This is a genomic window from Pseudomonas sp. NPDC089743 (assembly GCF_044748785.1).
In the GTDB taxonomy this organism is placed as follows: Bacteria; Pseudomonadota; Gammaproteobacteria; order Pseudomonadales; family Pseudomonadaceae; genus Aquipseudomonas; species Aquipseudomonas putida_X.
The window spans coordinates 258,278-278,084 of the sequence record NZ_JBIVGS010000003.1 but is presented as its reverse complement, the minus strand read 5'-3'; the positions used below and the strand labels follow the sequence as shown (position 1 = coordinate 278,084).

18 protein-coding genes are annotated in these 19,807 nt (G+C 62.5%); 16 read left to right on the top strand and 2 right to left on the bottom strand.

All coding sequences use genetic code 11. The features are described 5' to 3' along the window. The first annotated feature begins 195 nt into the window (after positions 1-195). The 6 genes from ACIPZC_RS08100 (at position 196) to ACIPZC_RS08075 (ending at position 7,215) form a co-directional block, all read left to right on the top strand. Positions 196-1,575 carry an OprD family porin gene (locus ACIPZC_RS08100; protein WP_400626103.1) on the top strand — a complete coding sequence of 460 codons (1,380 nt, stop codon included), beginning with the start codon at positions 196-198 and terminating at the stop codon, positions 1,573-1,575. A gap of 73 nt (positions 1,576-1,648) precedes the next feature. Beyond that, complete coding sequence (locus ACIPZC_RS08095) at positions 1,649-3,244, top strand: ABC transporter substrate-binding protein (protein ID WP_400626101.1); 1,596 nt, start codon at positions 1,649-1,651, stop codon at positions 3,242-3,244. 76 nt (positions 3,245-3,320) lie between these two features. Next, positions 3,321-4,331: an ABC transporter permease subunit gene (locus tag ACIPZC_RS08090; protein ID WP_241804209.1), complete on the top strand. Its 1,011-nt coding sequence runs from the start codon at positions 3,321-3,323 to the stop codon at positions 4,329-4,331. Positions 4,332-4,341: 10 nt separating this feature from the next. Next, positions 4,342-5,268, top strand: coding sequence for an ABC transporter permease subunit (locus ACIPZC_RS08085; RefSeq protein ID WP_241804208.1), 927 nt, complete (start codon positions 4,342-4,344; stop codon positions 5,266-5,268). Between the two features lie 10 nt (positions 5,269-5,278). Beyond that, positions 5,279-6,247, top strand: coding sequence for an ABC transporter ATP-binding protein (locus tag ACIPZC_RS08080; RefSeq protein ID WP_400626098.1), 969 nt, complete (start codon positions 5,279-5,281; stop codon positions 6,245-6,247). Further along, entirely contained in the window at positions 6,247-7,215 is a 969-nt protein-coding gene (locus tag ACIPZC_RS08075; protein ID WP_400626096.1) for a peptide ABC transporter ATP-binding protein, read from the top strand. Before ACIPZC_RS08080 ends, ACIPZC_RS08075 begins: the two co-directional genes overlap by 1 nt. A gap of 205 nt (positions 7,216-7,420) precedes the next feature. Here ACIPZC_RS08075 and ACIPZC_RS08070 read toward each other — a convergent pair whose 3' ends face one another. Beyond that, complete coding sequence (locus ACIPZC_RS08070) at positions 7,421-8,320, bottom strand: hypothetical protein (RefSeq protein ID WP_267818552.1); 900 nt, start codon at positions 8,318-8,320, stop codon at positions 7,421-7,423. A 253-nt stretch (positions 8,321-8,573) separates the two neighbouring features. On the opposite strand from ACIPZC_RS08070, the gene ACIPZC_RS08065 reads away from it, so the two are divergent. The 4 genes from ACIPZC_RS08065 to ACIPZC_RS08050 all read left to right on the top strand — a co-directional run bounded on the left by ACIPZC_RS08065 (position 8,574) and on the right by ACIPZC_RS08050 (position 12,360). Beyond that, the gene (locus ACIPZC_RS08065; protein ID WP_349974807.1) at positions 8,574-9,383 is read left to right on the top strand and encodes a nuclear transport factor 2 family protein; all 810 of its coding nucleotides are present in this window, start codon (positions 8,574-8,576) and stop codon (positions 9,381-9,383) included. 64 nt (positions 9,384-9,447) lie between these two features. Beyond that, a complete protein-coding gene (locus ACIPZC_RS08060; RefSeq protein ID WP_400626093.1) occupies positions 9,448-10,854 on the top strand; it encodes an NAD(P)/FAD-dependent oxidoreductase in 1,407 nt (468 codons plus the stop codon). A 32-nt stretch (positions 10,855-10,886) separates the two neighbouring features. Further along, positions 10,887-11,228, top strand: coding sequence for a cupin domain-containing protein (locus ACIPZC_RS08055; protein ID WP_400626091.1), 342 nt, complete (start codon positions 10,887-10,889; stop codon positions 11,226-11,228). Positions 11,229-11,280: 52 nt separating this feature from the next. Further along, a complete protein-coding gene (locus ACIPZC_RS08050; RefSeq protein WP_400626089.1) occupies positions 11,281-12,360 on the top strand; it encodes a polyamine ABC transporter substrate-binding protein in 1,080 nt (359 codons plus the stop codon). 118 nt (positions 12,361-12,478) lie between these two features. Here ACIPZC_RS08050 and ACIPZC_RS08045 read toward each other — a convergent pair whose 3' ends face one another. Further along, positions 12,479-14,062 carry a peptide chain release factor 3 gene (locus tag ACIPZC_RS08045; protein ID WP_400626087.1) on the bottom strand — a complete coding sequence of 528 codons (1,584 nt, stop codon included), beginning with the start codon at positions 14,060-14,062 and terminating at the stop codon, positions 12,479-12,481. 473 nt (positions 14,063-14,535) lie between these two features. On the opposite strand from ACIPZC_RS08045, the gene ACIPZC_RS08040 reads away from it, so the two are divergent. From ACIPZC_RS08040 to ACIPZC_RS08015, 6 genes are all read left to right on the top strand, one after another. Then, positions 14,536-15,249 carry an ABC transporter permease gene (locus ACIPZC_RS08040; RefSeq protein ID WP_241804200.1) on the top strand — a complete coding sequence of 238 codons (714 nt, stop codon included), beginning with the start codon at positions 14,536-14,538 and terminating at the stop codon, positions 15,247-15,249. Between the two features lie 13 nt (positions 15,250-15,262). Then, the gene (locus ACIPZC_RS08035) at positions 15,263-16,174 is read left to right on the top strand and encodes a glycine betaine ABC transporter substrate-binding protein (protein WP_241804199.1); all 912 of its coding nucleotides are present in this window, start codon (positions 15,263-15,265) and stop codon (positions 16,172-16,174) included. Continuing rightward, entirely contained in the window at positions 16,171-16,824 is a 654-nt protein-coding gene (locus ACIPZC_RS08030; protein WP_012316120.1) for an ABC transporter permease, read from the top strand. The genes ACIPZC_RS08035 and ACIPZC_RS08030 overlap by 4 nt, the downstream gene beginning before the upstream one ends. Continuing rightward, on the top strand, positions 16,821-17,978 hold the full coding sequence (locus tag ACIPZC_RS08025; protein WP_349974811.1) for an ABC transporter ATP-binding protein: 1,158 nt from the start codon (positions 16,821-16,823) through the stop codon (positions 17,976-17,978). Before ACIPZC_RS08030 ends, ACIPZC_RS08025 begins: the two co-directional genes overlap by 4 nt. A gap of 153 nt (positions 17,979-18,131) precedes the next feature. Further along, the gene (locus ACIPZC_RS08020) at positions 18,132-18,455 is read left to right on the top strand and encodes a hypothetical protein (RefSeq protein ID WP_400626084.1); all 324 of its coding nucleotides are present in this window, start codon (positions 18,132-18,134) and stop codon (positions 18,453-18,455) included. Positions 18,456-18,611: 156 nt separating this feature from the next. Next, a complete protein-coding gene (locus ACIPZC_RS08015) occupies positions 18,612-19,775 on the top strand; it encodes a type III PLP-dependent enzyme (protein ID WP_012316125.1) in 1,164 nt (387 codons plus the stop codon). Positions 19,776-19,807 lie beyond the last annotated feature (32 nt).

The following is a 19,807-nucleotide window of genomic DNA, read 5'->3' as shown; positions in this document are numbered from 1 at the left end:
GCTCCCACACACATTGCACCAGGCCGGGGATCTGTAGTGATCCCCGTGGGATCCGGCTTGCCGGCTTACGGGCCAGCACTGGCCACACAGCTCCACCCGATTGGCCCGGCAACCCCGGGCAACCCAGGCAACACCGTAACAACCCGGCCCACAAGGCCAGGCAATAACTAAAAGAACAGAAAGGGAGCTTTCAACTTGAGACTATTCACGCTTACCGCACTGGCGTTATCCATCGCCACCTTCAGCGCCGTGGCCCAGGCCGACACCCAAAGCCAGGACTACGTACCGTTCAGCCTCAAAGGCACCAGCGAACAGGATGACGCCAAAGGTTTCATCGACGGACAGAGCCTGTCCGGCAGTACCCGCAACTGGTACGCCCGCGAACGCGCCACCCGCGCGCCGTTGTTCAAGTACTACAAAAGCGACGGCACACGCCATGACAGCCACAGCCGCGACAACTGGCTGCAGGGCACCATCCTCAACTACAGCTCGGGCTTCACCCAAGGCACCGTAGGCTTTGCCGTGGAAGCAGCCGGCTACAACGCCATCGCCCTGGAGCAAGGCCGTGCCGCAGTCGCCGGGCCGAACAACCGTACCCTGACCCATAGCGATGGCGACCCCATCGGGCAGTGGAGCAAGATGGGCCTGGCCAACGTCAAGGCCCGGGTGTCCAACACCACCCTCACCGTCGGCCGCCAGTCGGTGGACACGCCCATGATCGCTTACATCGGCAACCGCGCCCTGCCCTCAAGCTTCCAGGGCGCATTCCTGCACAGTGCCGAGTTCGACAACCTGTCATTCGACCTGGGCACCTTCGACCGCGTCTCGCCGCGTACCGAACAGAGCCTGAGCAAGTTCCGCAGCGAGTATGGCGCCGCTGGCGTGGAAACCGACCGTGCCAGTACCGCGGGGGTCAACTACCAGCCGCTCAAGAGCCTGACCACCAGCCTGTACGCCACCAAGGTCGACGACTTCTGGAACCAGTACTACTTCGGCGCCAGCCACGTGCTGGGCGATAGCGCGGTGCTGAGCCTGACCACCGGCCTGAACTACTACAAGACCGTGGACGCAGGCAGCCAGAAGATGGGCGATATCGACAACGACACCTACAGCCTGTCGTTCGGCCTGACCCACCAGGCCCACACCCTCAGCGCTTCGTGGCAGCAGGTCAACGGTAACGAGTACTTCGACTACCTGCACGAAACCAACGGCATCTACCTGGCCAACTCCCTGCTCTCGGACTTCAACGGCCCGAACGAGAAATCCCTGCAGATTTCCTACGTGCTGAACATGGCGCCTTACGGCGTGCCGGGCCTGAAGTTCAACCTGTACAACGCCCGCGGCTGGGGCATCGATGGCACCCACTACCGCGGCACGGCCTATGACGTGAACGGCCTGGATGGCGAAACCCACTATGAGTGGGGTATCGGCACCAGCTACGCGGTGCAGAGCGGGCCGCTGAAAGACACCAGCATCCGCGCTACCTACACCGCGCATCGCGCCAGCAAGGCACAGGCCGATGGCAGCCTGGATGAGTTGCGCGTGGTGACCACCATTCCGTTCAACATTCTCTGACCACGTGCGCCCAGGCCCGCGTCAGCGCGGGCCCGGGCGGCTACGCTGGAATCATTGCAAGCAAGGAGGACACATGACATCGCTACCGCTCCGCGCTGCCCTGGCAGCAGTCATCCTGGGCGCCGCCGGCAACCTGGCGGCCAAGCCGCTGGTGGTGTGCACCGAAGCCAGCCCGGAAGGCTTCGACATCGTTCAATACACCACGGCGGTCACTGCCGATGCCTCGGCTGAGACAGTGTTCAACCGCCTGGTCGACTTCAAGCCCGGCACCACCGACATCCAGCCAGCCCTGGCCGAACGCTGGGACATCTCGGCCGATGGCCTGACCTACACCTTCCACCTGCGCCAAGGGGTGAAGTTCCACACCACCGACTACTTCAAGCCTACCCGCGATTTCAATGCCGACGACGTGCTGTGGAGCCTGCGCCGTCAGCTCGACCCCAACCACCCGTGGCACGCCAAGACCAGCGTCGGCTACCCGTATTTCGAGAGCATGGCCTTCAAGGACCTGCTCAAATCGGTGGACAAGACCGACGACCACACCGTGGTCATCACCCTGACCCGCCCGCAAGCACCGTTCCTGCGTGACATGGCCATGGCCTTCACCTCGATCTACTCCGCCGAATACGGCGACCAGTTGCTCAAGGCCGGCAAGACCGGCGACCTCAACAGCAAGCCGGTTGGCACAGGCGCGTTCATCTTCCAGCGCTACAACAAGGACGCCCAGGTGCGCTTCAAGGCCAACCCGGACTACTTCCGCGGCAAACCGCCGGCCGACACGCTGATCTTCGCCATCGCCACCGACAACAACGTGCGCCTGCAGAAGCTGCGCGCCAACGAATGCCAGGTGGCCCTGTACCCGAAGCCGGACGACGTGCCATCGATCAAGGCGGACCCCGCGCTGAAGGTCGCCGAGATCGAGGCCCTGGTCACCGGCTACATCGCCATCAACACCGAGCACAAATACCTCAGCGACGTGCGCGTGCGCAAAGCCATCAACATGGCCTTCGACCGCAAGACCCACGTCGACCAGCTGTTCGGCAAGGGCAATGCGCTGGTGGGCGTAAACCCTTACCCGCCGACCATGATCGGCTACAACAATGACAACCAGAACCCACCCCGTGACCTGGCCAAGGCCCGTGAGTTGCTGCAGCAAGCCGGCGTGCCGCAAGGCACGGTCATCACCCTGTTCACCCGCAACGGCGGCGGCCCGACCAACCCCAACCCGCGGTTGTCGGCGGAGATGCTCCAGTCCGACCTCGCCAAAATCGGCCTGAAGCTGGACATCCGTGTGATGGAGTGGGCCGAGATGCTGCGCCGTGCGAAAAACGGCGAGGCCGACCTGGTCTCCACTGGCTGGGCCGGCGACAACGGCGACCCGGACAATTTCCTCAGCCCCCTGCTCAGCTGCGAGGCTGCCAAAAGTGGCGAGAACTACGCCCGCTGGTGCAACTCGAAGTTTCAGAACCTGATCACCCGTGCCCGTGAGGTGATCGACAATGACGAGCGTGCCAGGCTCTATGCCGAGGCATTGAAGGTGTACGATGACGATCAGCCCTGGATCAGCATGGCGCATCCGAAGATGTTCACTGCCATGCGTGACAACGTGGAGGGTTATGTGATCAACCCTCTGACCAACAACAACTTCGCCACCACCAAGGTGAAGTAGAACAACAACGATCGCCGGCAACCCACACGGGCACCGGCGGCACCGCCGTACAACGGCTGATGAGGTAACCCTGACAATGTTGAGTTTTATTGCCCGGCGCCTGGGCCTGCTGATACCGACGTTTTTCGGCATCACCTTGCTGACCTTCGCGCTCATACGCCTGATCCCCGGCGACCCGGTGGAAGTGATGATGGGCGAGCGCAGAGTCGACCCCGAAATGCATGCCCAGGCCATGGAGCGCCTGGGCCTGAACAAGCCCCTGCCCGCTCAGTACCTGGATTACGTGGGCAAGCTCGCCCAGGGGGACCTTGGCGAGTCGCTGCGCACCCGTGAAAGCGTATGGCGCGAGTTCCTCACCCTGTTCCCCGCCACCCTGGAGCTGGCCTTCGCCGCGCTGCTGTTCGCCGGCATCGTTGGCCTGCTGGCCGGCGTGATCGCTGCGCTCAAGCGGGGCTCGCTGTTCGATCACGGGGTCATGGGTATCTCCCTGGCCGGCTATTCGATGCCGATTTTCTGGTGGGGCCTGATCCTGATCATGTTCTTCTCGGTGAGCCTGGGCTGGACGCCGGTCTCCGGGCGTATCGACCTGCTGTACGACATCGAGCCGAAAACCGGCTTCATGCTCATCGACACCCTGCTCAGTGACGAAGAAGGCGCGTTCAAGGATGCGGTGATGCACCTGATCCTGCCAGCCATCGTCCTCGGCACCATCCCCTTGGCGGTGATCGCCCGCATGACCCGCTCGTCCATGCTCGAAGTGCTGCGCGAAGACTACATCCGCACCGCGCGCGCCAAAGGCCTGTCGCCAGCCCGGGTGGTGTTCGTGCACGGCCTGCGCAATGCGCTGATCCCGGTGCTGACCGTGTTCGGCCTGCAGGTGGGCACGCTGCTGGCCGGTGCGGTGCTGACCGAAACCATCTTTTCCTGGCCGGGCATCGGCAAGTGGCTGATCGAAGCCATCGGCGCCCGTGACTATCCCGTGGTCCAGAACGGCATCTTGTTGATCGCCTGCCTGGTGATCCTGGTCAACTTCGTCGTGGACATCCTCTACGGCCTGGCCAACCCACGCATCCGTCATCAGCGCTGAGGCCTTCGTCATGACTAGCCCGATTCCCAATTCCGTGACACCGGCCAGCCCGGTGGACCAAAGCTTGCTCTACCCCTCGCCCTACAAAGAATTCTGGCATGCCTTCTCGCGCAACAAAGGTGCGGTGATGGGCCTGGCCTTCATGTGTGTGGTGGTGTTCTGCGCGCTGTTCGCGCCGTGGGTAGCGCCGCATGACCCGAGCGAACAGTACCGTGACTTCCTGCTGACCCCGCCGGTATGGCTCGAAGGTGGTACCTGGCAATTCATCCTCGGCACCGACGAACTGGGCCGTGACATGCTCTCGCGGCTGATCCAGGGCGCCCGGCTGTCGTTGCTGATCGGCCTGTCGTCGGTGGTGATGTCGCTGATCCCGGGCATCCTGCTGGGCCTGTTTGCCGGCTTCTTCCCGCGCTTGCTCGGCCCGTCGATCATGCGCCTGATGGACGTGATGCTGGCCCTGCCGTCGCTGCTGCTGGCCGTGGCGATCGTCGCCATCCTCGGCCCTGGCCTGATCAACACCGTGATCGCCATCGCCATCGTCTCGCTGCCGTCCTACGTGCGCCTGACCCGTGCTGCCGTGATGGGCGAGCTGAACCGCGACTACGTGACCGCCGCGCGCCTGGCTGGCGCAGGGTTGCCACGGCTGATGTTCGTCACCGTGCTGCCCAACTGCATGGCGCCCCTGATCGTGCAGGCGACCTTGAGCTTCTCCTCGGCCATCCTCGACGCCGCTGCGCTGGGCTTCCTGGGCCTGGGTGTACAACCCCCGACCCCGGAGTGGGGCACCATGCTGGCTTCGGCCCGGGACTACATTGAGCGCGCCTGGTGGGTCGTGAGCCTGCCTGGCCTGACCATCCTGCTCAGTGTGCTGGCAATCAACCTGATGGGCGACGGCCTGCGCGATGCGCTGGACCCGAAACTCAAGAACGCCGCCTGAGGAGAACGCCATGCCACTTTTACAAATCGACAACCTCAACGTGCGCTTCGGCGATGCCAATGCGGTGCCCGTGGTGGACGGCCTTGACCTGATGGTCGACGCCGGCGAAATCCTGGCGATCGTCGGTGAGTCCGGCTCGGGCAAATCGGTCACCATGATGGCCCTGATGGGCCTGATCGATGCCCCCGGGCGCATCACCGCCGACGCCCTGACATTCGACGGCACCGACATGCTCAAGCTCAGCGGCCGTCAGCGGCGCAAGGTGGTGGGCAAGGACATCGCCATGGTCTTCCAGGACCCGATGACCGCGCTCAACCCCAGCTACACCGTAGGCTTCCAGATCGAGGAAGTGCTGCGACAGCACCTGGGCCTGAAGGGCAAGGCTGCGCGCCAGCGTGCGCTGGAGCTTTTGAAGAAGGTCGAGATCCCGGCCGCCGAAAGCCGCCTGGACGCTTACCCGCACCAACTGTCCGGTGGCATGAGCCAGCGGGTGGCGATTGCCATGGCCATTGCCGGCGAGCCGAAGCTGCTGATCGCCGACGAGCCGACCACGGCGCTGGACGTGACCATCCAGGCGCAGATCATGGAACTGCTGGTCAACCTGCAGCAAGAGCGCAACATGGCGCTCATCCTGATCACCCATGACCTGGCCGTGGTCGCCGAAACCGCCAAGCGCGTCTGCGTCATGTACGCCGGCCAAGCCGTGGAAGTGGGCCAGGTGCCTGAGCTGTTCGACGTGCCCGCGCACCCGTACAGCGAAGCGCTGCTGGCGGCAATCCCTGAACACAGCATCGGCGCCGAACGCCTGGCCACGCTGCCCGGCATCGTCCCCGGCCGTTACGACCGCCCGGCCGGCTGCCTGCTCTCGCCACGCTGCCCATACGTGCAGGACAACTGCCGGCGCCAACGCCCGCCCCTTGACCCTCAGGCCCATAGCCTGGTGCGTTGCTTCTACCCGCTGAACCAGGAGGTGGCGTGATGAGCGTCGTTCTAACCGCTCGGGAGCTGACCCGGCATTACGAAGTGTCCCGCGGGCTGTTCAAGTGCCAGGCCCTGGTACGCGCACTCAATGGTGTGTCATTCGAACTGGAAGCCGGCAAGACGCTGGCCGTGGTGGGTGAGTCCGGTTGTGGCAAGTCCACGCTGGCGCGCGCACTGACATTGATCGAAGAGCCCTCCTCCGGCTCGTTGCAGATCGACGGCACCGAGGTCAAAGGCGCCAGCAAAAGCGAGCGAAAGCAGCTACGCCGCGACGTCCAGATGGTGTTCCAGAGCCCCTATGCCTCGCTCAACCCACGGCAGAAAATCGGCGATCAGTTGGCCGAGCCGCTGCTGATCAACACCTCGTTGAGCAAGGCCGAGCGCCGCGAAAAAGTGCAGAAGATGATGGAGCAGGTGGGCTTGCGGCCTGAGCACTACCAGCGCTACCCGCACATGTTCTCGGGCGGCCAGCGCCAGCGCATCGCCCTGGCCCGGGCGATGATGCTGCAACCCAAGGTGCTGGTGGCCGACGAACCGACCTCTGCGCTGGACGTATCGATCCAGGCGCAGGTGTTGAACTTGTTCATGGACCTGCAGAAGGAGTTCAACACCGCCTACGTCTTCATCTCGCACAACCTGGCGGTGGTGCGGCATGTGGCGGACCAGGTGCTGGTGATGTACCTGGGGCGGCCGGCAGAGATGGGGCCGAAGGAAGATATCTACGAAAAGCCGCTGCACCCGTACACCCAGGCACTGCTTTCCGCGACACCGGCGATTCACCCGGACCCGTTGAAGCCGAAGATCCGCATTGCCGGTGAGCTGCCCAATCCGCTCAATCCCCCGGATGGGTGCGCATTTCACAAACGCTGCCCGTATGCGACCGAGCGGTGTGGCAAGGAAGAGCCAGCGTTTCGGCAAGTGGGGAGCCGGCAGGTGGCGTGTCATTACGCCGAGCAGTTTCTTTAAAGGGGCTTAGCCTCCATCGCCGGCAAGCCAGCTCCAGATAGTGCACTGCTTCGTCAACAGCGCTGAACCTGGAGCTGGCTTGCCGGCGTTGGGCCGCACTGCGGCCCCTAATGCCTCAATGCATGAATATCGCGATCAGAATGATCACCGGAATCGGTACCCCAAGCATCCACAGCAGTATCGAGCGCATGGTAATTCTCCTTGTTTAACGTTGAACGGTGCGGTGTGGAACGTAGTCGCCCTCAACCCACTGCACCCGGTCACGCAGACGACCGCCATACAGGGCAGCCAAGCTGGCGAAGAAGGCCCCACACAGCAACGCGACGAAGGTCCACAGCGCTGTCCAGGCAGCGACCTTGGCAGCGGTGTCAGCTGCTTGTTTGGCATCGGTCTTCAGTTGTTGTACCTGGGCCATCACCTGGTCCACGCGCGCTTCAGCTTCGGCCTGGCTCAGGCGGGTACGCTGTGCGACCAACTGCGCCAGGTAGGCGCGGTCCTCGGCGGGCAACGCGCCGTCTCCTGCAATACCCTTAGCCAGAATGCGGGCCGCTACGCCATTTGCAGCATCCTCGCTGACCGGCGCCGGGCCGTCGCCACGGAACAGGCTATCGACGAAGTAGCCCATCGAGTCATTGTCACTACTGGTGGCCGACGAAGCACCTGCGGCGGCAGATACGGTGGCCGCCTGGGAAGCCGCACTGGCCCCTGCGCCCACCAGGTTACCGGCAGCACCCAGTATCAGCATCGCTGCTACCAAAGTGGCCACCGCCCAGGATAGGAAGCCATGGGCGGTATCACGGAAGTACACTTCATCGCCGTGCAAGTTTGCCCACTTCACACGCAGCCGACCCGCGATGTAACCGCCGAGGCCTGAAGCAATGATCTGGGTCACCAGCAGCCAGACGATGGTCGAAACGCCCAGCGCTTTTGCACTCGCGCCTTCGTCAGCCCACGGCGAGGTGGCCGCAAAGCCAAGACCGGCGCCCAGTACCACAAGTATCAGGGACACCGACGCAGCGGCGGCCGCGCCAGCGAAGATCGCCGCCCAGGAAACACCAGAGCGGCTTTGCGTATCTACAACGGGATAGTCGGCAGGGGTGATCATGATGTGTGCGCCTTTATGTTGTTAGCGAAAATTCCATTCGCGCATTAACCATTGCAGCGGCTGTGCCAGTTGTGTCAAAAAATGACATGCAGCCAAATCAATGGCTTAGCTCAAGCGCGCGTCCTAGGACCGTGCAAAACACCCGAATCGAGGCACGCGACTCAGGGTTTATGCAACGCTCGCGAAGGCCGGCCCCACGCATCCCAGGGCCCGCAGGCTTGCCTGCTTGCCCCCTCCCCGGCACTATCAACCCATGACCCCAATCCTCCTTGCCGACGGCCCTGAGCAAACGCCCATCACCGCCGAAACCGTCCTGCGCTACCACCTGTGCTGGAAGCACCGCGACCTCGACGGGGTGATTGCGCTGTATCACCCGGACGTGCAGTACCACGACTTTTTCCAGAACCGCGTACTCGGTTACGACGCGTTGCGTGACTACGTCCGCGCCAGCCTGCCCCACGAGGCTGGCGAGGACATCGTCCATGGTGACCGCATCCGCGTAGACGGCAGCACGGCATTCATCCAGTACCAGGTCACGGTGCAGGGCGGTGAAGGCTTGGTGGCCTTTCAGTCCAGCGAAGCGATCACGGTCAAGGACGGGCTGATCTGGCGGGTCAATGAGTACGCCACCCTGGTGCGCCATGGCAACGCAGCCACGGTCAGCCATGGTCCGCGCCCGGCGACCAGCCGCCTGGGCCTGTCACCGCGGCAGCTGTCGACCATGGCCCAAGACTTGGAGCACTACTTCCAGCGCCAGCGCCCCTACCTTGACCCGGACCTGGACCTGCAACAGGTCGCCGACGCCAGCGGCTACAGCCGCAACCAGATCTCCTACCTGCTCAACCAGGTGCTGGGGCAGAGCTTCTACCGCTACGTCAACCAGGCCCGGCTGCAGCACCTGATGGCCAGCCTGGATGACGCAAGCGTCGAGGCGCCGATCGACGACCTGGCGTTCAGCGCGGGCTTCAACTCCCTGTCGGCGTTCTACAAGTGCTTCCGCGAACATACCGGGCTTACGCCCAAGGCCTATCTGAAGCAAATTTCCCTGCGTGCACGCACGTAAGACAGCCATCCCCCAACGCCACTAGGATCGCCCACAGACCTTGACGGATGTGGAGCCGAACCCGATGCAACCTTTGCGCACGCTCAGCCTGTGGATGGACCAGCTCGAAGAGCCGCTGTGCGCCCGCCCCGCCCTGCGCGAAGACCTCGACGTCGATGTGTGCATCATCGGCGCTGGCTACACCGGGCTGTGGACCGCCTACTACCTCAAGCGCCAGGCGCCACAGCTGAACATCGCCGTGATCGAGGCCAACATTGCCGGCTTTGGCGCCTCTGGGCGCAATGGCGGCTGGCTGATGGGCAACATGCTCGGTGAAGACCGCCTGCTCGCCACCCTGTCGCCGCAACAGCGCCGCGCCAGCATCGACCTGCTGCATGGCATCCCCGACGAAGTCCACAGCGTGCTGCAACGCGAAGGCATCGATTGCGACTACCGCAAAGGCGGCGTGCTGTATTGTGCGGCGCGCTACCCGGAACAGGAGCGCAGCCTGCGTGCCTACCTCGATGACCTTTACCGCCAAGGCATGACCGAGGATGACTACCGCTGGCTGCGCCCCGAGCAACTGGACCTACAGCTGCGCGTGAGCAACGCCTACGGCGCGATCTACAGCCCGCATACCGCGACCATCCAACCGGCCAAGCTGGTGCGTGGCCTGGCCCGGGCTGTGGAAGCGCTGGGCGTGCCGATCTACGAAAACACCCCCGCCGTCGACTGGCAGCCCGGTGAAGTCCGTGCCCCCCTGGCGCGCATCCGTTGCCAGTGGATGGTCCCTGCTGTGGAGGGCTACGCTGCCAGCCTACCACCGCTGGGCAAGCATCAACTGCCGGTGCAGAGCCTGCTGGTGGCCACCGAGCCCTTGCCCGAATCGACCTGGGAGCAGATCGGCCTGACCCAGGGCCAGGCCTTCAGCGAAAGCAGCCGCCAGGTCACCTACGGCCAGCGTACCGCCGACAACCGCCTGGTATTCGGCGCCCGCGGTGGCTACCGCTTCGGTGGCAGGCTGCGTGAAGACTTCACCCTGACTGAGGCCGAAGTCGAACTGCGCCGCTACCTGTTCAGCGAGCTGTTCCCACAACTCAAGCATGTGCGTATCACCCATTCGTGGGGTGGCAACCTGGGCATGGCCCGGCGCTTCCGCCCGCACATGCTGTGTGACCGCCAGCGCGGCATTGCCCTGTCCGGCGGTTATGGCGGAGAAGGTGTCGGCGCCACCAACCTCGGTGGGCGCACCTTGGCCGCGCTGATCCTCAACCAGCACAACGAGCTGACCGCACAACCCTGGGTACTCGACAACCGTCCGCTGTCGAGCATGGCCAGCTGGCCGCCCGAACCCTGCCGCTGGCTGGGCTACAACGCGATCATCCAGAGCTTCGTGCATGAAGACCGAACCCTCGCCAACCCCGCCACAGTGCCATGGCGGCGGCGCCTGGCCAGCTCGCTGGCGGACTTCATGGAAGGCTTCATGCGCTGACTTTCCTTTCACCCACACAGGATCCAACGGTAATGAGCATCACCCAGTTCAAACACACCGAAAGCGCCGTGCTGGACAGTTCCAACCCGGTTGCGGTGCCGCTTGGCGACCCCGTGGCAGTGACCTCGGTCACCTGCGTGGAGCGCAGCGATGGCGTGGAAACCGGCATCTGGGAATGCACGCCCGGGCGCTGGCGGCGGCAGATCGCGCAACAGGAGTTCTGCCACTTCATCAAGGGCCGCTGCACGTTCACCCCCGACGGCGGCCAACCCCTTCACATAGAAGCCGGAGACGCACTGATGCTACCGGCCAACAGCATGGGCATCTGGGATATCCAGGAAACCGTGCGCAAGACCTACGTACTCATCTTCTGATCCGCTGATCGCCTGCCTTCGAAAACAACAGACAAAGCAAGGTACTCCCGACATGCGCACCCTCCTCCTCGCTCCACTGATGCTGGCCGCCAGCGTGGCCAATGCCGCCGACTCGGTAAAAATCTACAACTGGTCCAGCTACGTGGCCCCCGACACCTTGCAGAAATTCCAGCAAACCACCGGCATCAGCCCGACCTACGACGTGTACGACAGCAACGAAACCCTCGACGGCAAGCTGATGACCGGTAACTCAGGCTACGACGTGGTGTTTCCCTCCAACCACTTCATGGCCCGACAGATTCAGGGCAAGGCGCTGAAGAAGCTGGACAAGTCGCAGCTCCCCGACTGGAAAAACCTCAACCCGGTGCTGCTCAAGGCGCTGGAGGTCAACGACCCTGGCAACCAGTACGGTTTTCCGTACCTGTGGGGCAGTACCGGGATCGGCTACAACATCGACAAGGTCAAAGCCGTGCTCGGTGACAACGCCCCGGTGGATTCGTGGGACCTGATCTTCAAGCCCGAGTACATGAGCAAGCTCAAGAGCTGTGGGGTCGCCGTGCTCGACAACGGCCCTGAACTGTTACCCATCGCCCTGCACTACCTGGGGCTGCCGCACCACAGCAAAGACCCGAAGGACTACCAGAAGGCCAAGGACCTGCTGATGACGGTGCGCCCGTACATCAGCTACTTCCATTCTTCCAAGTACACCGGTGACCTGGCCAATGGCGATATCTGCGTGGTTGTAGGGTTCTCGGGTGATGTGCTGCAGGCGAAGAACCGCGCCGATGAAGCCAAGAATGGGGTGAAGGTCGGCTATTCGATCCCCAAGGAGGGCGCGCCGATGTGGTTCGACATGGTTGCCATGCCAGCCGATGCACCGGATGAGAAGGCGGGCTATGCCTACATGAATTACCTGTTGCAGCCGCAGGTGATGGCCAACATCAGTAACCATGTGCAGTACGCCAACGGCAACCTCAAAGCCGACGCCCTGGTGGACCCGAGCCTCAAGGGCAATACCATGATTTATCCGAGCGAAGATATGATGGGCAAGCTGTACGCGCTGGAGGCGATGCCGGCAAAGATCGACCGCATTCGTACGCGGATCTGGACCAGCATCAAGGCCGGGAACTGACTGCAGCTGCAAGCTGCAAGCTGCAAGCTACAAGCGGCAAGCGGCAAGCGGCAAGAAAAGCGGGCCAACGCAGGCTCGCTTCCTCTTGCAGCTTGAAGCTTGAAGCTTGCCGCTGCCCTTAGTGGTGCTCGCGAGTGGCGCGGAACTTGACGTCCGGCCAGCGCTCTTCCATCAGCGACAGGTTGACCCGGGTCGGTGCCAGGTAGGTCAGGTGACCGCCACCGTCGATCGCCAGGTTTTCCATGGCCTTGACCTGGAAGTCTTCGAGCTTCTTCTTGTCGTCGCAGCTGATCCAGCGTGCCGACCACACGGTGATAGGCTCGTAGGCGCACTCGACCTTGTACTCTTCCTTCAGGCGGCTGGCGACCACGTCGAACTGCAGCACACCCACCGCACCGAGGATGATGTCGTTGCTGCGCTCAGGGAAGAACACCTGGGTCGCACCTTCTTCGGCCAGCTGTTGCAGGCCCTGACGCAGCTGCTTGGATTTCAGCGGGTCCTTCAGGCGCACGCGGCGGAACAGTTCCGGGGCGAAGTGCGGGATACCGGTGAAGCCCAGCGCCTCGCCTTCGCTGAAGGTGTCGCCGATCTGAATGGTGCCATGGTTGTGCAAGCCGATGATGTCGCCGGCGTAGGCTTCTTCGAGCTGCTCGCGCTCGGACGAGAAGAAGGTCAGCGCGTCACCGATACGCAAGTCCTTGCCGGTACGCACGTGACGCATCTTCATGCCCTTCTCGTACTTGCCCGAGCAAATGCGCATGAAGGCGATGCGGTCGCGGTGTTTCGGGTCCATGTTCGCCTGGATCTTGAACACGAAGCCGGTGAACTTCTCCTCGACCGGCTCCACCGTACGCTCGTGGGCTACACGGGCCAGCGGGCGCGGCGCCCAGTCGACAACGGCGTCAAGTACATGGTCGACACCGAAGTTACCCAGTGCGGTACCGAAGAACACCGGCGTCAGCTGGCCACTGATGAACTCGTCCTGATCGAACTCATGGCAGGCGCCCTGCACCAACTCGAGCTGCTCCAGGAAGCGGTCATACTCGTCACCCAGATGAGCACGGGCTTCATCAGAGTCGAGTTTCTCGATGATCTTCGCCTCGGTACGCTCATGGCCGTGGCCCGGGGTGTAGACAATGATGTAGTCGCCGGCAAGGTGGTACACACCCTTGAAGTCGCGATAGCACCCGATCGGCCAGGTGATCGGCGCCGCCTTGATCTTCAGTACCGCTTCGATCTCGTCGAGCAGTTCGATCGGGTCGCGGATGTCACGGTCGAGTTTGTTGATGAAGCTGACGATGGGCGTGTCGCGCAGGCGGCAGACATCCATCAGGGCGATGGTCCGCGGTTCTACACCTTTACCGCCGTCGAGCACCATCAGCGCCGAGTCCACCGCAGTCAGCGTGCGGTAGGTGTCTTCCGAGAAGTCTTCGTGGCCGGGGGTGTCGAGCAGGTTGATCATGTGCTCGCGGTACGGGAACTGCATCACCGAGGTGGTGATGGAAATACCGCGCTGCTTCTCCATTTCCATCCAGTCGGAGGTGGCGTGGCGGTCGGACTTGCGCGACTTCACGGTACCGGCGACGGCAATGGCCTTGCCCATCAGCAGGAGTTTCTCGGTGATGGTGGTCTTACCGGCGTCGGGGTGGGAAATGATTGCGAAAGTGCGGCGCTTCGCGACTTCGGCGGCCTGGTTGGTCATGGGAAATCGCCTGACTGGGGGATTCAAAAAGGGGCGATATCATACCTGATGTTGGGCAGGGACCAAAATCTGATCCCCGCCGTTGGTCAACGATGCTCGATCGGGCGCGATTCGCCTGCTGGTCAGAAAAGTTGTCCAGCGTCACAGGTGGGGCAGATAGCAGGTAAACCAACGCCTTTAGGCAAGATTCACGTTGTTTTTTAGTACGAAAAAACACTCGCCCCAGTGATTAACACTGGCCAAATGCCGCCCCAGATGGGAACCTTTACGCCCTCGGAGACGTCCACTCCCCTGCAACCCGCTTCGCTTGGGGACTGGTTTGATCAGCATTTTCGGGCCCGACGGGGTTCGGCTCATGGTCTGATTGCTGCCTTGCGCAAGCGTCACGCTGCTAATCGCGAACACACCACTCGCCGCCAGCCATGGCCGGCCATAAAAAGAGTGTGCTCGCCGACAACACAAGGAGTCCACCTGTGGCTACACGCTACGGAAAAGGGCTGTTGGGATGGGCCGCCGTGCTCGTCATCCTGGCCCTGCTGATCCACTGGATCGGCATCGACACGATCGCGCGTTATCGCGACGATCTTGGGTTCTACCTGCAAGCGCACCTGGTATTGGTGCTGGCTTCGATGGCGGCGGCGTTGGCCGTGGGCATCCCCGCCGGCATTGCCTTGAGTCGACCGCACCGGGTCGACAAAGCCGAGCGCTTCATGCAGTTCTTCAACGTTGGCAACACCATTCCCCCTCTGGCCGTTCTGGCCATCGCGCTCAGTGTCCTGGGCATCGGCGCCGGGCCGGCAATCTTCGCGCTGTTCCTCGCCTCCCTCCTGCCAATCGTACGCAACACCTACGAAGGCCTGAAAAACGTCCCCGCCTCACTCAAGGAAGCCGCCACCGGCATCGGCATGACCCCGCGCCAGCGACTCTGGCAAGTGGAACTGCCCAATGCGGTACCGATCATCGTCGGTGGAGTGCGTGTGGCTCTGGCGCTGAACGTGGGCACTGCGCCCCTGGCGTTCCTGATCGGTGCCAACAGCCTCGGCAGCCTGATCTTCCCCGGCATTGCCCTGAACAACCAGCCACAGCTGCTGCTGGGCGCGGCCTGCACGGCGTTGCTGGCCCTGGCGCTGGATGCCGCGGTGAGTTTCTCCAGCAAGCGCTGGCTGGAACGTGGCCTGGCCCAATAAAAAGAGGGAACGTATGAAGAAGAGAATCGCCTTGCTACTGGGCGCGGCCCTGCTGTTCGCAGGCTTTGCCCAGGCGGCGGAAAAACCCGTGGTGCGCATCGGCGCACGGGTGTTCACCGAACAGACCGTACTCGCCGAAATCACCGCCCAATACCTGCGCGCCAATGGCTTCGATGTGCGCGTCACCGGCGGCCTTGGCAGCAGCCTCGCGCGCCAGGCCCAGGAGACTGGCCAGCTGGACTTGATGTGGGAGTACACCGGCGTGTCGCTGGTGTCCTACAACCACATCGAGGAGCGCATGCCCAGTGCCGAAGCCACCTACGCCAAGGTCAAGGCGCTGGACGCCAAGAAAGACCTGATCTGGCTGACCCCGACCAAGTTCAGCAACACCTACGCCCTGGGCCTGCCTGAACAGGTCGCCGAGGCCTACCCACAAATCAACACGATCAGTGACCTCAATCAGGTGCTGCGCGACGAACGCGAGCGCAACCACCTGATCGCCCTGGACACCGAGTTCGCCAACCGCCCCGACGGCTTGGTCGGCCTGAAGGAGATGTACGACCTGCAAGTCGGCCGTGCCAACATCAGGCAGATGGATGCCGGCCTGGTCTATACCGCCATGCACAACAACCAGGTGTTCGCAGGCCTGGTCTACACCACGGACGGCCGCCTGAGTGCGTTCAACCTCAAGCTGCTGGAAGACGACAAGCACTACTTCCCCGACTACACCGCTGCCCCGGTGGTGCGCAAGGCCGTGCTCGACGCCAACCCGCAACTGGTCGCCCTGCTCAAGCCACTGGCCGAGCAGCTCGATGACCAGACCATGCGCCAGCTCAATGCCAAGGTCGACGTCGAACACCAGAGCCCGACGGCCGTGGCGGCAGCATTCCTGCGTGAGCACCCACTCAAGGAGGTGCAGCCATGAGCCTGCTCGATACGTTCGCCCACCTCGACTGGGCCCTGGTGCTGCAACTGACCTGGCAGCACATCATGCTGGTCGGCATTGCCGTTGGCCTGGCAATCCTGGTCGGCGTGCCGCTGGGCATCCTGATGACCCGCTTCCCGGTGGTGGCCGGCCCACTGCAGGCCAGCGCCACAGTGCTGCTGACCATCCCGTCGATTGCCCTGTTCGGCCTGCTGCTGCCGTTCTACTCCAAATTCGGCCAGGGCCTGGGGCCATTGCCTGCGATCACCGCGGTGTTCCTTTATTCACTGCTGCCCATCCTGCGCAACACCTACCTGGCCCTGACCAACGTCGAGCCCGGCATCCGTGAAGCCGCGCGCGGTATCGGCATGACCTTCGGCCAGCGCCTGCGCATGGTCGAGCTACCGATTGCCGTGCCTGTCATCCTCGCCGGCGTGCGCACTGCCGTGGTGATGAACATCGGCGTGATGACCATTGCCGCGACCATCGGTGCCGGTGGCCTGGGCGTGCTCATCCTCACCTCCATCAGCCGTAGCGACATGTCGATGCTGCTGGTTGGCGCCGTACTGGTCAGCCTGCTGGCAATCATCGCCGACCTGCTCCTGCAAACCCTGCAACGTGCCCTGACTCCAGAAGGACTGCGCTCATGATCGAACTCAAGAACCTCAGCAAAACCTTCAACGTCAACGGCAAGGACGTCAAAGCCGTCGAGGCGGTCAGCCTGACCGTCAACGAAGGCGAAATCTGCGTGTTCCTCGGCCCCTCGGGCTGTGGCAAGAGCACCACGCTGAAGATGATCAACCGCCTGATCACGCCAACCTCCGGGCAGGTGTTCATCAATGGCGAAGACACCAGCGGCCTGGACGAAGTGACCTTGCGCCGCCACATCGGCTATGTGATCCAGCAGATCGGCCTGTTCCCCAACATGACCATCGAGGAAAACATCACTGTGGTCCCGCGCCTGCTCGGCTGGGACAAGCAAAAGTGCCACGACCGCGCCCGCGAGCTGATGCACATGATCAAGCTCGAGCCCAAGCAGTATCTGCAACGCTACCCGCGTGAACTGTCCGGTGGCCAGCAACAGCGCATCGGGGTGATCCGTGCGCTGGCTGCAGACGCGCCGGTGCTGTTGATGGACGAGCCGTTCGGCGCCGTCGACCCGATCAACCGCGAAATGATCCAGAACGAGTTTTTCGAGATGCAGCGGGCGCTGAACAAGACCGTGATCATGGTCAGCCACGACATCGACGAAGCGATCAAGCTGGCCGACAAGATTGCTATCTTCCGCGCCGGCAAGTTGCTGCAGCTGGACCACCCGGACACCTTGCTGGCCCACCCGGTCGATGACTTCGTCAGCAACTTCGTGGGCCAGGACAGCACCTTGAAACGCCTGTTGCTGGTGCGCGCCGAAGATGCGGCGGACAACGCCCCTTCGGTAAGCCCACAAACGCCGGTGGGCGATGCGCTGGAGCTGCTGGACGAGCACGATCGCCGCTATGTGGTGGTCACCGATGCGCAGAACAAGGCGCTGGGGTATGTACGCCGGCGCGACATGCACCGCCAGCAAGGTACCTGTGCAGACTTCCTGCGCCAGTTCAATGCAACGGCTTCGCACGATGAGCACCTGCGCATCCTGCTGTCGCGGATGTACGAGTTCAACCGCGCGTGGTTGCCGGTGCTGGATGCCGAGCAGGTGTTCCTGGGCGAGGTGACGCAGGAGTCGATCGCGGCTTACCTGAGCTCGGGGAGATCGCGCGGGGCCAAGACCAGTATCGTGTCACCGGCCGAGGCGGCGGTTTCCTGATCGAAGGGGGCGCTTCGTGCCCCCATCGCCGGCTTGCCGGCGATGGGGGGGATGGTGATATCGGAACCCTATACCGGCCTGCCCAAAGGCTTGTCAAAGAAGTGCTTCACCCCCGCCGCCAATCTCAGGTTGACCATCTTCGGTCCGTAGCCCATGGCGAAAATTAGCAGTGCTCCTCATAAAACGCAGGAAATCCGCCAGTCGGTAACAAAAAATTTATGGGGAATTTCAGGCACTGCAGTAGCCATGACCGTGGCCATTAATATGAACACCTTCGCTTTTTTTTGCAGGCCAGGCCACTTTGCAGAAAGCCCGCCAAGCCTATGGAAACGGGCTTGCCCGAAATGGGCCAAAGACGGTCTATTCCACAATTTTTTACGCCTGCCAGGGTTCAGGGAACATCTGCTGGTCACACGAGTCGGTTATTCAAGTGGCAGCGCGTCGATCGTGGGCCGACACGCCCTGATTGCCTGTTGATCTTGGGTTCTTCACGCCCTAAAGTGCGCGCCGAACGTCCATGCTGGAAACGATCCATCCGGCTCAAGTACTGAGTAGGCGAACCAAAGTGGGGATACGGAGGACGTTCAGTTTGCAGCCACTTATCTTTTCAGTTTGCCCATGGAGTCCCTGAGCATGTCGATCCAGGTCGAAGACTATTTCGCGCGTGACACCTTCCAGAAAATGAAGGCGTTCGCCGACAAGCAGGAAACCCCGTTCGTACTCATCGATACCCAGATGATCAGCCAGGCCTACGACGACCTGCGCGCCGGTTTCGAGTTCGCCAAGGTCTACTACGCGGTCAAGGCCAACCCGGCGGTCGAGATCATCGACCTGCTCAAAGAGAAAGGCTCGAGCTTCGACATCGCCTCGATCTATGAGCTGGACAAGGTCATGGGCCGTGGCGTCAGCGCCGACCGCATCAGCTACGGCAACACCATCAAGAAGTCCAAGGACATCCGTTACTTCTTTGAAAAAGGTGTGCGCCTGTACGCCACCGATTCAGAAGCCGACCTGCGCAATATCGCCAAGGCCGCCCCGGGCTCCAAGGTCTACGTACGCATCCTGACCGAAGGCTCGACCACCGCCGACTGGCCGCTGTCGCGCAAGTTCGGCTGCCAGACCGACATGGCCATGGACCTGCTGATCCTGGCTCGCGACCTGGGCCTGGTGCCATACGGCATTTCCTTCCACGTGGGTTCGCAACAGCGCGACATCAGTGTGTGGGACGCCGCGATCGCCAAGGTCAAAGTGATCTTCGAGCGCCTGAAGGAAGAAGACGGCATCGAGCTGAAGCTGATCAACATGGGTGGCGGCTTCCCGGCCAACTACATCACCCGCACCAACAGCCTGGAAACCTACGCTGAAGAGATCATCCGCTTCCTGAAGGAAGACTTCGGTGACGACCTGCCGGAAATCATCCTTGAGCCAGGCCGTTCGCTGATCGCCAACGCCGGTATCCTGGTCAGCGAAGTCGTGCTTGTTGCGCGCAAATCGCGTACCGCTGTCGAGCGCTGGGTGTACACCGATGTGGGCAAATTCTCCGGCCTGATCGAAACCATGGACGAGTCCATCAAGTTCCCGATCTGGACTGAAAAGAAAGGCGAGATGGAAGAAGTGGTCATCGCCGGCCCGACCTGCGACAGCGCCGACATCATGTACGAGCACTACAAGTACGGCCTGCCGCTGAACCTGGCGATCGGTGACCGCCTCTACTGGCTATCGACCGGTGCCTACACCACCAGCTACAGCGCAGTGGAATTCAACGGCTTCCCGCCGCTGAAGGCTTACTACCTGTAATGCAGAACGGGGCCGAAAGGCCCCGTTTTCAT